Below are 14,314 nucleotides of genomic sequence, written 5' to 3'. Positions count from 1 at the left end.
GGGCCGGACGGACCTGCGCCGGTCGGGGTCGCGGGCGGTCCGCTGGCCGTACCCTGACCGCCATGCCCGTACCCTCGATGCTCTTCCCCGCCGATCCGCTCAACCCGCGCCGGCCCGATCCGCACTTCGCCTGGGAGGCCAGGCTGGTGCGGGAGTTGGGCGGCGAGCACCACCTGGTCGACCACGACGCGCTGCTCGCCGGGCGCGCCGAGGAGGCGGTCCGGCAGGTGCCCCGCGGCAGCGGACCGCTCTGGTACCGGGGCTGGATGCTTCCCTCCGCCCGGTACGCCGAGTTCGCCGCCGTGCTCACCGACCGCGGCGGCAACCTGCTGACCAGCCCGCCCGGTTACGCGGCGGCACACGAACTGCCCGGCTGGTACGGGGCGTTCGAGGGGGCGACCCCACCCAGTGTCTGGATCCCGACTACCAGGGGGGTGCCGCCCACGCCGGAGGAGCTGGCGGAGGCCGTGGCCCGGCTCGGCGGGAGCGGGCCGGCGATCGTCAAGGACTACGTGAAGTCGCGCAAGCACGAGTGGCACGAGGCCTGCTACGTACCGGAGTTGGCGGACCTGGCGGCCGTCAGCCGAGTGGTCGGACGGTTCGTCGAGCTCCAGGGCGAGTTCCTGGCCGGCGGGGTGGTGCTGCGACGGTACGAGGAGTTCGAGCGCGCGGCCGGACCGGACGAGGGCGCGAGCGGCGAGGGTGGCGGGGGCGGCGACCGGCAGGCGGTGGAGGCCCGGGTGTGGTGGCTGGACGGGCGGCCGATCCTGGTCGGGCCGCACCCGGACGCGCCGCACCTGCAGGTCGAGCCCGACCTCACCGAGGTCCCCGCGCTGGTGCGAAGACTCGGCTGCCGCTTCGTCACCACCGACCTCGCCAGCCGGGCCGACGGCTCCGGCTGGCGGGTGGTGGAGGTCGGGGACGGGCAGGTGAGCGACCTGCCGCGCGGGATCGACGCCTCGGGGCTGCTGGCCTCGCTGATCGCCGCCTGACTGACCGGCGGTCGATGGGGCGGTGGGTCGGCGGGTCGGCGGACGGTCCGTGTTCGGATGGTGTCCGTCCGCCGGTCCCGCCGGCCCTGCCCGGGCCAGCAGGTCCGGGCCGCTACCCGGCGGCGACGGTCTCGGCCGGTGCCGGGTGGCCGTCCGCGATGAACGCGTGCCAGAGCCGGGCGTACGTACCGCCCAGGGCGAGCAGTTCGGTGTGCGTGCCGTCCTCGACCACCCGGCCGTGGTCCAGCACGATCACCCGGTCGGCGCGTTCGGCGGTGGTCAGGCGGTGGGCGATGACCAGCGTGGTGCGACCGCCGCTGAGCCGGTCCGCGGCCTGGTTGACCGCGGCCTCGGTGGCCAGGTCGAGCGCCGCGGTGGCCTCGTCCAGCAGCAGGATGTCCGGGTCGACCAGCTCGGCCCGGGCCAGCGCGATCAGCTGGCGCTGGCCCGCCGAAAGGTTCCGCCCACGGCCCGCGACCTCGTGGTCGTAGCCGCCCGACAGCCGGACGATCATGTCGTGGGCGCCGACCGCCCGGGCCGCCGCCTCCACCTCGGCCGCCGAGGCATCCGGCCGGCCGTACGCGATCGCCTCCCGGACCGTGCCCGCGAACAGGTACGCCTCCTGCGGCACCACGCCCAGGCGGTGACGGTACTGGGCCAGGTCGTAGCGGGTGAGGTCCACGCCGTCCACCCGGACGGTGCCCTCGGTGGCGTCGTAGAACCGGGCGACCAGCTTGACCAGCGTCGACTTGCCCGCGCCGGTCTCGCCGACCAGCGCCACCGTCTGACCGGCGGGTATCCGCAGGTCGACGCCGCTCAACACGTCCGGGGCACCGTCCGCGCCGCCGTTGTAGGCGAAGCCGACGCCCTCGAAGCTGATCTCGCCGCGCAGCGCCCCGGCCACCTGGACCGGGTCCGCCGCCTCCGCCGTGGTGGTCGGGGTGCGCAGCAGCTCGCGGATCCGGCCGAGGCCGACGGAGGCCTGCTGGTAGCCGTCGAACACCTGGGACAGCTGGTTGACCGGGGCGAAGAACAGGTCGATGTAGAGCAGGTACGCGACCAGCGCGCCGACCGTCAGCGTCCCCGCGTCCACCCGGGCGGCACCGACGATCAGCACCAGTGCGGCCGCCACGCTGGAGAGGAACTGGACGAACGGGAAGTACAGCGAGATGTAGAGCTGGGCGCGGACCCGGGCCTCCCGGTAGGCGATCCCGCGGGCCACGAAGCGGTCGGTGTTGGTGTCCAGGCGGCGGAAGGCCTGGACGATCCGCATGCCGGCCACGTTCTCCTGCAGGTCCGCGTTGACGGTGCTGATCAGGTCGCGGGAGCGCTCGTACTGGTCCTTGGACTTCTTCCGGAACACCAGGGTGGCGATCACCAGCAGCGGCAGTACGGCGAAGACCACCAGGGCCAGGCCGGCGTCGATGACCAGCAGGGCCACGAAGATCCCGGCGAAGGTCAGCAGGCTGACCACGGCGGTGACCATGCCGGTCTGCAGGAAGGAGGTCAGCGAGTCCAGGTCGGTGGTCATCCGGGTCATGATCCGGCCGGTCAGCTCGCGCTCGTAGTAGTCCAGACCGAGCCGGTTGAGGTGGGCGAAGATCTTGAGCCGGAGGGTGTACAGCACGCGCTCACCGGTACGGCCGCTGACCCGGTTCTCGGCGCTCTGCACCAGCCAGTCCAGCAGGACGACGACCAGCGCGGTGATCGAGGCCACCGCGACGCCGGACATCAGGCTCTTGCGGACGCCCTCGTCGATGCCGTGCCGGATCAGCACCGGCAGCACCAGCCCGGCGGCGGCGTCGAGGGTGACCAGCAGGAGGGCGAGGAGCAGGGGAACGCGGAAGGGCCGCAGCAGGCGACCGAGGCTGAAGTCGGGGTCGCCGGCCTCCGCCTCGGCGCGGGGAACGGCGGGGACGTCGGCGGCCGGCGGGAGCGCGGCGACCTTGGCCAGCAGATCGGGGTCGGCGGTGCGGGCCGCCTTCGCGAGGGCGGGGGTGGGGAGCTCGGGAGTCTTCTGCTCGGGCTGTCCCTGTTCCCGTTCCTGCTGCTGTTCCTGCTGTTCCTGCTGCTTCTGCTGTTCGACCTGTGCGGGCTGCTCGGGCTGCTGGGTCTGCTCGGGCTGCTGGGTCTGCGGGCTCTGCCGCTCGGGGGCCCGGCCAGCCTCGGGGTCGGTGATCAGGGCCCGGTACTGGGGACATCGGGCTTCGAGTTCCTCGTGCGTGCCGAGGTCCAGCAGTCGGCCGCGGTCCAGCACGGCGATCCGGTCGGCGAGCTGGAGGGTCGAGCGGCGGTGGGCGATCAGCAGGGTGGTGCGGCCGGTCATCACGGAGCGCAGCGCGTCGTGGATCTCCGCCTCGACCTGCGGGTCGACGGCCGAGGTGGCATCGTCCAGCAGCAGGATCCGGGGATCGGTGAGGATCGCCCGGGCCAGGGCGATGCGCTGGCGCTGACCACCGGACAGGGTCAGGCCCTGCTCGCCGACCTTGGTCTCGTAACCGTCCGGCAGCGCGCGGACGAACTCGTCGGCCTGGGCGGCGCGCGCGGCGGCGACGATCTGCTCGTCGGTGGCGTCCGGGCGGCCGTAGGCGATGTTGGTGCGGACCGACTCGGAGAAGAGGAAGCTCTCCTCGGGAACGATGCCGACCGCCGCGCGGACCGAGTCCAGGGTGAGGTCGCGCAGGTCGTGGCCGTAGAGACGGACGGCGCCGGCCGCCGGGTCGTAGAAGCGGGGCACCAGCTGGGCCACCGTCGACTTGCCGGAGCCGGACGCACCGACCAGGGCGAGGGTCTCGCCGGGGGCCAGCTTCAGGCTGAGGCCGTGCAGGACGGGGGCGGGGTGCTCCGGGTCGTAACGGAACTCGACCTGGTCGAACTCCAGGGCGACGTCGGAGGTGCGGGGGCCGGCCGAGCCGTCGTTCGGGGCGTCGTCCGCGGTGTTGCCGTCCTGGGTGAGGTCCAGGCTGAGCGCGCCCGGGCGCTCCTGGACCAGCGGGCGCTCGTCGATCAGCTGCAGGACGCGCTCGACGCCCGCCCGGGCCTGCTGGCCGACCGTGATCACCATGGTCAGCATCCGCACCGGACCGGTCATCTGCGCGACGTAGGTGGAGAAGGCGACGAACGTCCCGAGCGAGACCCTCCCGTCGACGGCCAGCCAACCGCCGAAGGCCAGCACCGCGACCTGGGCGAGGGCCGGGATCGCCTGCATCGCCGGGTTGTAGCGGGCGTTGAGGCGTATCGACCGGAGCCGGGCGGCGAACAGGTTGCGGGAGGCCAGCTCCAGCTTGTCCTGCTCCTGAACCTCCTGGCCGAAGCCCTTGACCACCCGGACGCCACCGATCGCACCGTCCACCACGCCCGCGACGGCGGCCGCCTCCTGCTGGGCGGCCCAGGTGGCCGGGAACAGGCGCTTTCGACTGAGCACGCTGACCCACCACAGCGCGGGGGCCATGACCAGGGCGATCAGGGTCAGCGGCGCGGACAGCCAGACCATCACGCCCAGCGACATCACGAACATCAGCAGGTAGCCGGTCATCATCGGCAGCATCGAGAGCAGACCGTTGATCAGCTGGAGGTCGGAGGTCGCGCGTCCCACCACCTGGCCCGTGTCCAGGCGGTCCTGGCGGTGACCGTCGAGCCGGCCGAGCGAGCGGAACAGGTCGCTGCGCATGTCGTGCTGGACGTCGAGGGCGAGCTGGCCGCCGTAGTAGCGACGGACCTGGGTGCAACCGAAGACCACGACGGCGGCGAGCAGCAGCACCACTGCCCACGGGGTCAGCGAGCGGGTGTGGGCGACGATGACGTCGTCGATGATCAGCTTGGTGACCAGCGGCACCAGCGCGGTGACGGCCATGCCGAGCAGCGAGGCGCCGAAGGCGAGCAGCAGGCTGCGGCGGGACCGCCAGCTGTAGCCGATCAGGCGGCGCAGCCAGCCGTCGGTCCCGGCCGGCGTTTCCGCACTCCGGGTTGCGTCCGCGCTCGGGGCCGGGTCCACGCTCGGGGCCCCGTCCGCGATCCGCTCGGCGTTGTCGCTCGGCCCGGTGTCATCGCTCGGCTTCGCGGTCCCGCTCGGCTTCGCGTTCTCACTCGGCTTCGCGGTCTCGCTCAGCTCGGGGCGCGCGTCGGCGGTCTGCGGGCTGTCGCCGGGGCCCTCCGAGTTCGGGCCGGGGGCGGGTGAGCCGCTCGGGGATTGCTCCACCATGGATCCGTGAGTCTCGGGCATATTTAGGGATGCTAACCATTTCGTCGAGTGGCCGCCATGGCTTTTCCGGCCGCGGGAGGCGGTCGGGGCTGGTGCCGGGGCGGCCCGGATCGTCCGGTCCGGCGGACTGGGCAACAGCCCGTCGCCTGCGGTGATTCCCAGTCGAACACAACTGCGACCCGATGGCCCGCCCCTGCCCCAAGGGTCGCCGACGACTCGCCGTACGCCCAGCGGCCGGGGGCGGACGGGCGCCGTCCTTTGGACCTAGGGCCGACGGTGAGCCGGTCCGGTGCACGCCGGGAGCCGGGGGCTCGGGCGTTCGGTCGAGGTTCGGAGACTCGGTTGCCCCGAAGGCACTCCGAAGGCCCCGGGCGCTCCGGGCCTTGGACTACGCGCGCCCGGCGTCAGGCGGACTCGGGCGCGGGATCGGCCGTCGCGCCACCAATCGCAGCGGCCGAGTCGGTGGCCGCGGAGTCCGCGGCGGCCGCGAAAGCGCCGTGGGCGAGGGTGTGCAGCAGCGCGGCCATGCCGTCGCGCTGCAGACCGGCGCGCTCGCCCTGGGCCGGGTTCGGGCCGAGACTGTGCGGGGTCGAGTTGATCAGGCCGAAGACCGCGTGCACGGCGGCCCGCGCCATCGGCTCGGCGGCGGGGGCGGCGAGGGGCGGGTGGGCCTGCCGGACCACGTCCACCCAGAGCTCGACGTAGCCGCGCTGGAGCCGACGGACCGTGCGCCGGTCCTCCTCCTTGAGGTTCAGCAGCTCGCGGTCATGCAGGGTGATCAGGTCGCGGTCGTTCAGCGCGAAGTCGACATGGCCGCTGATCAGCGCGTCCAGCGCGGCGGCCGGGCCGTCGCCGCCGCCCGCCCGGCGGCGCCCCTCCTCCAGCAGGCGCTCGCTGATGCCGATCAGCAGGTCGGCCAGCATCGCGTCCTTGCCGGCGAAGTGCCGGTAGAGGCCGGGGCCGCTGATGCCGACGGCCTTGCCGATCTCGTCCACGCCCACGCCGAGGAAGCCCCGGGCCGCGAACAGTCGCGCGGCCTCCCGGCGGATCTGGTCACGGCGTGGGAGCGCGGAGGCTGCGGGGACGTTCGGCATGCTGCCCATCGTAGACAGTGGGGTTATCGGCCGTTAACCTGTGCGCGTAAGTTAACGTTAATTAACGTGGGAATCACGGGCGAACCGCACTCGGCCCGCCCACCTGCTGCCGAGGGCAAGGGAGCTCTTGGGAATGGTCATCTCAACCACCGGCGCACCCTCCGGCGTCCGGCTCAGCGCAGCGACCGGCACCGCGACGGCATCGGGTGCCGTACCGCCGGGAGCCGCCGCTCCGGCGCCCCGGCTCGGCACCTCCGCCGACCCGGGCTCCGCGGCCTACCAGGCCAACACCGAGGCGCACCAGGCCCTGGTCGCCGAACTGCGCGCGAAGCTCGACACCGCCGCCCTCGGCGGGGGCGCCAAGGCCCGCGCCCGGCACACGTCACGCGGCAAGCTCCTCCCCCGCGACCGGGTGGACACCCTGCTCGACCCGGCCTCGCCCTTCCTTGAGCTGGCGCCGCTGGCCGCCGACGGGATGTACGACGGGGCGGCGCCTGCGGCCGGGGTGATCGCCGGCATCGGCCGGGTCGCCGGACGCGAGGTGGTGGTGGTCGCCAACGACGCCACCGTCAAGGGCGGCACCTACTACCCGATGACGGTGAAGAAGCACCTGCGCGCCCAGGAGGTCGCGCTGGAGAACCGCCTCCCCTGCATCTACCTGGTGGACTCCGGCGGCGCCTTCCTCCCGATGCAGGACGAGGTCTTCCCGGACCGCGACCACTTCGGCCGGATCTTCTACAACCAGGCCCGGCTCTCGGCCGCGGGCATCCCGCAGATCGCCGCCGTACTCGGCTCGTGCACGGCGGGCGGCGCGTACGTCCCGGCGATGAGCGACCAAGCGGTGATCGTCCGCAACCAGGGCACGATCTTCCTGGGCGGACCGCCGCTGGTGAAGGCCGCCACCGGCGAGGTGGTCACCGCCGAGGAGCTGGGCGGCGGCGAGCTGCACTCCCGCACCTCGGGCGTGACGGACCACCTGGCCGAGGACGACGCCCACGCCCTCTCCATCGTCCGCACCATCGTGTCCGAGCTCGGCCCGCGCGCGGCCAAGCCGTGGCCGCTCGCCCCGGTCGAGCCGCCGACCGTCGACCCGGCGGGCCTGTACGGCGCAGTCCCGGTCGATCCGCGCACGCCCTACGACGTGCGCGAGGTGATCGCCCGGCTGGTCGACGGCAGCCGCTTCGCCGAGTTCAAGGCCGAGTACGGCGCGACCCTGGTCACCGGCTTCGCCCGGATCCACGGCCACCCGGTCGGCATCGTCGCCAACAACGGCGTGCTGTTCTCCGAGTCGGCCGTCAAGGGCGCCCACTTCATCGAGTTGTGCGACCAGCGCGGCATCCCCCTCCTCTTCCTGCAGAACATCACCGGTTTCATGGTCGGCCGGCAGTACGAGGCGGGCGGCATCGCCAAGCACGGCGCCAAGATGGTCAACGCCGTGGCCTGCACCCGGGTCCCGAAGCTGACCGTGGTGATCGGCGGCTCGTACGGAGCCGGCAACTACTCGATGTGCGGCCGGGCCTACTCACCTCGCTTCCTGTGGATGTGGCCGGGCGCCAAGATCTCCGTGATGGGCGGCGAGCAGGCGGCCTCCGTGCTGGCCACCGTCCGCCGCGACCAGCTGGAGGCGCACGGCGAGGAGTGGCCGACCGAGGCGGAGGAGGAGTTCAAGCGCCCGGTCCGCGAGCAGTACGAGCGCCAGGGCAACGCCTACTACGCCACGGCCCGGCTCTGGGACGACGGCGTGATCGACCCGATGGACACCCGCACCGTCGTCGGCCTCGCCCTCACCGCCTGCGCCAACGCCCCGCTGGCACCGCCCGCTCCGTACGGCGTCTTCCGCATGTGACGTCTCTTCCGGGTGTGACTCCCGGGGCGCCGGTCCGACGACCGGGCCGGCGCCCCGACCGCCCACCGCCACCTCCTTCTTTTGGCTCCCCTCGACCCGGAGGAACGCCTCCCATGTTCGACACAGTTCTGGTCGCCAACCGCGGCGAGATCGCGCTGCGGGTGATCCGCACCCTGCGCAGGCTCGGTGTCCGCTCGGTCGCCGTGTTCAGCGACGCAGACGCCGACGCACCGCACGTCCGCGAGGCCGACGTCGCGGTCCGCCTCGGCCCGGCCGACCGCAGTGACAGCTCGGCGGCCGAGACCTACCTGCGCACCGACCAGATCCTCGCCGCCGCCCGCCGCACCGGCGCCCAGGCCGTCCACCCCGGCTACGGCTTCCTCGCCGAGAACCCCGGCTTCGCCCGCGCCTGCGCCGACGCGGGCCTCGTGTTCATCGGACCACCTCCCAGTGCGGTCGAGCTGATGGGCGACAAGATCAACGCCAAGGAGGCCGTACGGGCCGCCGGCGTCCCGGTCGTCCCCGGCAGCCAGGCCACCGCGCCCACCGACGAGGAACTCGTCGCCGCCGCCGACGAGATCGGCTACCCGGTCCTGCTCAAGCCCTCCGCCGGTGGCGGCGGCAAGGGCATGCGCCTGGTGCGGGACCCCGCCGACCTGCCCACCGAGATCGGCGCCGCCCGCCGCGTCGCCCGGACCGCCTTCGGCGACGACACCCTGCTGTTGGAGCGGTGGATCGACCGACCGCGCCACATCGAGGTGCAGGTGCTCGCCGACGCCCACGGCACCACCGTCCACCTCGGCGAGCGCGAGTGCAGCCTCCAGCGCCGCCACCAGAAACTGATCGAAGAGGCACCCTCCGTTCTGCTCAATGACGAGACCCGCGCCGCGATGGGCGCCGCGGCCGTCCGCGCCGCGCAGTCCTGCGGCTACACCGGGGCCGGCACCGTGGAGTTCATCGTCCCCGGCATCGACCCGGACGCCCCCGCCTCCGCCGCCGAGGGGGTACGGGACTTCTTCTTCATGGAGATGAACACCCGCCTCCAGGTCGAACACCCCGTCACCGAACTCGCCGTCGCCGTCGGTCCGGACTCGGCCCGACTGGACCTGGTCGAGTGGCAGCTGCGCGTCGCCGCGGGCGAGCCGCTCTCCTTCACCCAGTCCGACGTCTCCTTCCTGGGCCACGCCATCGAGGCCCGCATCTGTGCCGAGGACCCGGAACGGGACTTCCTGCCCACCGGCGGTCGCATCCTCACCCTGGACGAGCCCCGGGGCGAGGGCATCCGAGTCGACTCCGGGGTCGCCCCCGGAACGGTCGTCACCAGCGCCTACGACCCCATGCTCGCCAAGGTCATCGCGTACGGGCCCGACCGCCCGACCGCGCTGCGCCGACTCCGTGCCGCGCTGGCCGACACCCGCATCCTGGGTGTCACCACCAACACCGGCTTCCTGCGCCGACTGCTCGCCCACCCCGAGGTCGTCGCCGGCCGACTGGACACCGGCCTGGTGGAACAGACGGCCCAGCAGCAGCCGGCCCTGCTCGTCGCGCCTCACTCCCCGTCGAACGCGGCCCCGTCGAACGCGGCCGACACGGCCGGGGCCACGGGCTCCGCCCGCCCCGCGGACGGCAGCGACGTCCCGGCGGCCGAACCGCCGTCACCTGCCCACCTCCTCTACTACGCGGCCGCGCTGGCACGGCACCTGGAACTCACCCCGGCCGCCGAGCCCGGCGGCTGGACCGACCCGTTCTCCCTTCCCTCCGGCTGGCGCCTGGGCGGCACCCCCGCCTGGACCACCCACCGACTCCGTACCCCCGGCCAGGACCCGGTCTCGGTGCGCATCCGTTCGATCACTGCGGGCAACGTAACCGACGCCACTGACAATTCCCCCGAGCCCACCCGCGAGGTGGAACTCCGACTCGACGCCGGACCCGTGCACCGGGCCCGCGCGACCCTGGCGGCCGACCGGCTGCACCTGACCGTCGACGGCCTGCAGACCGCCTTCGCGCTGGCCACCGACGCCACCCCCGGCCTCACGGCCGGCCCGGTGACCTGGCTCGGCGTCGAGGGCGACGCCTGGCCGATGCACGCCTACGACCCGGTCGTCGAGAGCGCCGCCGGCGCCGCCGCGCACCACGGCGCCCTGACCGCCCCGATGCCCGGCACCGTCACGGTCGTCAAGACCACGGCGGGCGAGACGGTCCGCAAGGGCCAGCCCCTGCTCGTGCTGGAGGCCATGAAGATGGAACACGTGATCGCCGCGCCACATGACGGCGTGGTGGCCGAGCTGCGGGCCGCCGCGGGCGCCACCGTCGCGATGGAGGACCTGCTGGTCGTGGTCACCCCGGCCGAGGAGGCCGCCGAGCCCGCGGAGGTGCGGTCATGACGTCCCAGGAGACCGCCGCCCACGAGCCCGACGCCCTCGAGCTGGGGCTGCCCGACCCGGTCCGCGCCCCCGGCCTGCCCGAGGAGGTCCGGATCCACGAGGTCGGACCGCGGGACGGGCTGCAGAACGAGAGCTCCCTCGTTCCCGTCGAGGTCAAGGCGGAGTTCATCGGTCGACTGGCCGCCGTCGGCCTGCGGACCGTCGAGGCGACCAGCTTCGTTCACCCGAAATGGGTACCCCAGCTCGCCGACGCCGAGGAGCTGATGCCCCGGCTCGCCGACCTGCCCGAGCGTCACCCCGGCCTGCGGCTGCCGGTGCTGGTGCCCAACGAGCGCGGCCTCGACCGCGCGCTCGCCCACCACGCCACCGACATCGCGGTGTTCGCCAGCGCCACCGAGACCTTCGCCCGGCGCAACCTCAACCGCTCGGCGGACGAGGCCATGGCGATGTTCCGCCCGGTCGTGACCCGGGCCACCGAGGCCGGGGTCACGGTCCGCGGCTACCTCTCGATGTGCTTCGGCGACCCCTGGGAGGGCCCCGTCCCGGTCGACCAGGTGGTCCGGTACGGCGTCCAGCTGCTGGAGATGGGCTGCACCGAGCTGAGCCTCGGCGACACCATCGGCGTGGCCACCCCCGGCCAGGTCGCCGCCCTGCTGGCGGGCTTCGCGAAGGCCGACGTCCCGGTCGACCGGCTCGCCGTGCACTTCCACGACACCTACGGCCAGGCGCTCAGCAACACCCTGGCGGCGCTGCGCGAGGGCGTCACCACGGTGGACGCCTCGGCGGGCGGTCTGGGCGGCTGCCCGTACGCGAAGAGCGCCACCGGCAACCTGGCCACCGAGGACCTGGTGTGGATGCTGCACGGGCTCGGCATCCGGACCGGCGTCGACCTGCGCGCGCTGGTCGCGACCAGTGGCTGGATGGCCGAGCGCCTGGGCCGCCCGAGCCCCTCCCGCACCGTCCAGGCGCTGCTCGGCACCACCCGGGGCTGACCCCGCCCGCCCCACCGGCGCCGGCCGCCCGTTCGGTCCGGCCGGCGCCGCGCACCGCATTCATCCGTCAACCACACCGCGCGACCGTCACACCGTCAGACGGACGCCGGTCATCCCGCTCATGCCCGCGGCCACTCCGGCCGGGCACCAGGAGGATCAGATGCTCGACCACCGGCTCAGCAGCGAGTACGAGGAACTGCGGCGCACCGTCGCCGAGTTCGCCCAGGACGTGGTGGCGCCGAAGATCGGCGAGTTCTACGAGCGGGAGGAGTTCCCGTACGAGATCGTCCGCGAGATGGGGCGGATGGGCCTGTTCGGCCTGCCCTTCCCGGAGGAGTACGGGGGCATGGGCGGCGACTACTTCGCCCTCGGCCTCGCCCTGGAGGAACTCGCCCGCGTCGACTCCTCGGTGGCGATCACCCTGGAGGCCGCCGTCTCGCTCGGCGCGATGCCGATCTACCGGTTCGGCACGGAGGAGCAGAAGCGCGAGTGGCTGCCCCGGCTGACCTCGGGCGAACTCCTCGGCGCCTTCGGCCTCACCGAGCCGGAGGGCGGCTCGGACGCCGGCGCCACCCGCACCACGGCGCGGTACGACGAGACCACCGACGAGTGGGTCATCAACGGCACGAAGTGCTTCATCACCAACTCCGGCACGGACATCACCGGACTGGTCACCGTCACCGCGCTCACCGAACCGATCGCTCGTTCGAGTGAAGAGGGCGAATTCCGCTCGCCTGTACGGGAGATCTCCTCCATCATCGTGCCCACGGGGACCCCGGGGTTCCAGGTCTCGAAGAAGTACTCGAAGGTCGGGTGGAACGCATCCGACACCCGCGAACTGTCCTTTACCGACTGCCGCGTTCCCGCGGCCAACCTGCTGGGCGAGCGTGGCCGAGGCTACGCCCAGTTCCTGCGGATCCTCGACGAGGGTCGCATCGCGATCGCGGCCCTGGCCACCGGCCTGGCCCAGGGCTGCGTCGACGAGTCCGTCAAGTACGCCGGCACCCGGCGGGCCTTCGGCCGCCCGATCGGTGCCAACCAGGCCATCCAGTTCAAGCTTGCCGACATGGAGCTGCGCGCCCACACCTCCCGCCTGGCCTGGCGGGACGCCGCTTCCCGGCTGCTGCACGGCGAACCGTTCAAGAAGGAGGCCGCGATCGCGAAGCTGTACTCGTCCGAGGCCGCTGTCGACAACGCCCGCGAGGCGACCCAGATCCACGGCGGGTACGGCTTCATGAACGAATTCCCGGTCGCCCGCTTCTGGCGCGACTGCAAGATTCTCGAGATCGGGGAGGGCACGTCTGAGGTCCAGCGCATGCTCATCGCCCGGGAGCTCGGCGTCACGTCGTGACGATCACTTCCTGATGGTCACCTCCTGAGCCGAGCCCACCGGGTCAACGCACCGCTCCGCAATCGATGTTGCGGAGCGACCCGAAGCGGCGGAGGCCGCCCGGCGGCTACGGAGGAGGTGTCAGGAGCAAGCGGGGAGGGTGTTCGCGGGCGTCTGCGAAGACCCTCAGGGGATCACGATCACCGGGCGGTTGGCCCGCCGCGCCAGCCGTCCGGAGACCGAGCCGAAGATCTTGCCGAGCAGGCCGTGCGTCGTGCCGACGACGATCGCGTCGGCGGCGTACTCGCGGCCGACCTCCTCGATCTCGTGGCAGATGTCGCCGCCCCGCTCGATCAGGATCCACGGGACCCCTGCGAGGAAGTCCGCGCAGGCCAGTTCCAGGCCGAGGACCTCCGTGCGATGGTCCGGGAGGTCGACGAAGACGGGAGGTTCACAGCCTGCCCAGACCGTGGCGGGCAGGCGGTTGGCGACGTGCACGATCACCAGGCCGCACTGGGACCGGCGGGCCATGCCGACCGCGTAGGCAAGGGCGCGCTCACTCGACAGCGAGCCGTCGAAGCCGACCACGACGCCGTGCTGGAACACCGGATCGAGGGAGCGCTCGGGCGCTTCCTCCGCCGACGACTCGGTGTGCCCGCCGATCGGGCCGGACGCCGTGTCCGGACGCTCGGCACCAGGGCCGGGGCGGCCCGTCACCGGAGGCTCCGCAGGGCCGGCCTGGTGCCCGTCACGCCGCTGGCGGGGCCCTGGGCGGTCGCGCCGGGCCAGGCTGCCACGGCGGAGGGCGCGCAGAGCGCGCGCGAGACCCTGGGGTTCGGCCCGCCCAGGGCTCGCGACTGCGGGTTGTGCCTCCTCGCCGGCACCGGTCCGCTCCCGGTCCGGTACGCGGCGCGGCTCACCGGTCGGTTCACACGGCTCATGACCCGTCTCGCGGGTGCGCTCATGGCCCGGCTCACGACTCGACTCGCGGTCCGGCTCACGGCCTGGCTCGCCGGTCGGCAGGAGGCGGCTCGGGGGCTGGGCGTGCGGGTCGACGGAGTCGCCGACTCCGGGGTTCGTGCGGGCGCCGTCTCCCTGGGGCCCCGCACCCGCGCTACGGGGTGCGTCCGGCTCGACCGGTCGGGAAGACTCAAAACCAGCCATGGCTCACGGCTCTTCAAGGGAGAGGGGCCGACAGGAGAGGACAACGTTGCCCGGGCAGCAGGCCCGCCCACGGGATGACGTCGGTCTGCGCCGCGCAGCACCGTATGTGACCTGTTCCTTTCAGAGTACGACGGGCATGGGGCCCAGCCCAGCGGCAAAGCCCCGGAGCGACGTTGTTCCCGCGAAAGGAGGATGCGCCCGCCGTGGCAGTGCGCCCTGCCCGCAGGCGATCGCGCCCCCTCCAGAACGGAGGTTCTAAGGAGCTTGACTGAGCGGGCCGGGCGGCGCAACAGGCCCACCGGACACCGTGA

At 73.1% G+C, this 14,314-nt stretch carries 8 protein-coding genes; 5 read left to right on the top strand and 3 right to left on the bottom strand.

The window, feature by feature from the left end; all coding sequences use genetic code 11:
• Positions 1 to 62 precede the first annotated feature (62 nt).
• Entirely contained in the window at positions 63 to 992 is a 930-nt protein-coding gene (locus O1G21_RS25010) for an ATP-grasp domain-containing protein (RefSeq protein ID WP_270146847.1), read from the top strand.
• A 112-nt stretch (positions 993 to 1,104) separates the two neighbouring features.
• Here the strand turns inward: O1G21_RS25010 and O1G21_RS25005 are convergent, their stop codons facing one another.
• Together O1G21_RS25005 and O1G21_RS25000 are read right to left on the bottom strand one after the other, a co-directional pair.
• Positions 1,105 to 5,193 (bottom strand): ABC transporter ATP-binding protein, encoded by a 4,089-nt coding sequence (locus O1G21_RS25005; protein WP_270146846.1) that lies wholly within the window; start codon positions 5,191 to 5,193, stop codon positions 1,105 to 1,107.
• Between the two features lie 404 nt (positions 5,194 to 5,597).
• Positions 5,598 to 6,287, bottom strand: coding sequence for an SACE_7040 family transcriptional regulator (locus O1G21_RS25000; RefSeq protein WP_270146844.1), 690 nt, complete (start codon positions 6,285 to 6,287; stop codon positions 5,598 to 5,600).
• Positions 6,288 to 6,420: 133 nt separating this feature from the next.
• Here O1G21_RS25000 and O1G21_RS24995 point away from each other — a divergent pair, with 133 nt between their 5' ends.
• The 4 genes from O1G21_RS24995 (at position 6,421) to O1G21_RS24980 (ending at position 12,860) form a co-directional block, all read left to right on the top strand.
• On the top strand, positions 6,421 to 8,133 hold the full coding sequence (locus tag O1G21_RS24995; RefSeq protein ID WP_270146842.1) for a carboxyl transferase domain-containing protein: 1,713 nt from the start codon (positions 6,421 to 6,423) through the stop codon (positions 8,131 to 8,133).
• Between the two features lie 113 nt (positions 8,134 to 8,246).
• Positions 8,247 to 10,517, top strand: coding sequence for an ATP-binding protein (locus O1G21_RS24990; protein ID WP_270146840.1), 2,271 nt, complete (start codon positions 8,247 to 8,249; stop codon positions 10,515 to 10,517).
• Positions 10,514 to 11,509, top strand: a complete 996-nt coding sequence (locus O1G21_RS24985) for a hydroxymethylglutaryl-CoA lyase (protein WP_270146838.1) — start codon at positions 10,514 to 10,516, stop codon at positions 11,507 to 11,509. The genes O1G21_RS24990 and O1G21_RS24985 overlap by 4 nt, the downstream gene beginning before the upstream one ends.
• A 160-nt stretch (positions 11,510 to 11,669) precedes the next feature.
• Positions 11,670 to 12,860 carry an acyl-CoA dehydrogenase family protein gene (locus O1G21_RS24980; protein ID WP_207813717.1) on the top strand — a complete coding sequence of 397 codons (1,191 nt, stop codon included), beginning with the start codon at positions 11,670 to 11,672 and terminating at the stop codon, positions 12,858 to 12,860.
• A gap of 165 nt (positions 12,861 to 13,025) precedes the next feature.
• On the opposite strand, the gene O1G21_RS24975 is transcribed toward O1G21_RS24980, so the two are convergent.
• The gene (locus O1G21_RS24975) at positions 13,026 to 13,502 is read right to left on the bottom strand and encodes a universal stress protein (protein WP_270151245.1); all 477 of its coding nucleotides are present in this window, start codon (positions 13,500 to 13,502) and stop codon (positions 13,026 to 13,028) included.
• Positions 13,503 to 14,314 lie beyond the last annotated feature (812 nt).

Origin of the sequence: Kitasatospora cathayae, from assembly GCF_027627435.1 — a bacterium.
In the GTDB taxonomy this organism is placed as follows: domain Bacteria; phylum Actinomycetota; class Actinomycetes; order Streptomycetales; family Streptomycetaceae; genus Kitasatospora; species Kitasatospora cathayae.
The sequence above is the reverse complement of the archived record's forward strand: the minus strand, read 5'-3'. Positions and strand labels throughout refer to the sequence as shown.

Excerpts from the sequence above, each read along its gene's own strand:
- O1G21_RS25010 (WP_270146847.1), top strand. The coding sequence starts at position 63 with ATGCCCGTACCCTCGATGCTCTTCCCCGCCGATCCGCTCAACCCGCGC.
- O1G21_RS25005 (WP_270146846.1), bottom strand. The coding sequence starts at position 5,193 with ATGGTGGAGCAATCCCCGAGCGGCTCACCCGCCCCCGGCCCGAACTCG.
- O1G21_RS25000 (WP_270146844.1), bottom strand. The coding sequence starts at position 6,287 with ATGCCGAACGTCCCCGCAGCCTCCGCGCTCCCACGCCGTGACCAGATC.
- O1G21_RS24995 (WP_270146842.1), top strand. The coding sequence starts at position 6,421 with ATGGTCATCTCAACCACCGGCGCACCCTCCGGCGTCCGGCTCAGCGCA.
- O1G21_RS24990 (WP_270146840.1), top strand. The coding sequence starts at position 8,247 with ATGTTCGACACAGTTCTGGTCGCCAACCGCGGCGAGATCGCGCTGCGG.
- O1G21_RS24985 (WP_270146838.1), top strand. The coding sequence starts at position 10,514 with ATGACGTCCCAGGAGACCGCCGCCCACGAGCCCGACGCCCTCGAGCTG.
- O1G21_RS24980 (WP_207813717.1), top strand. The coding sequence starts at position 11,670 with ATGCTCGACCACCGGCTCAGCAGCGAGTACGAGGAACTGCGGCGCACC.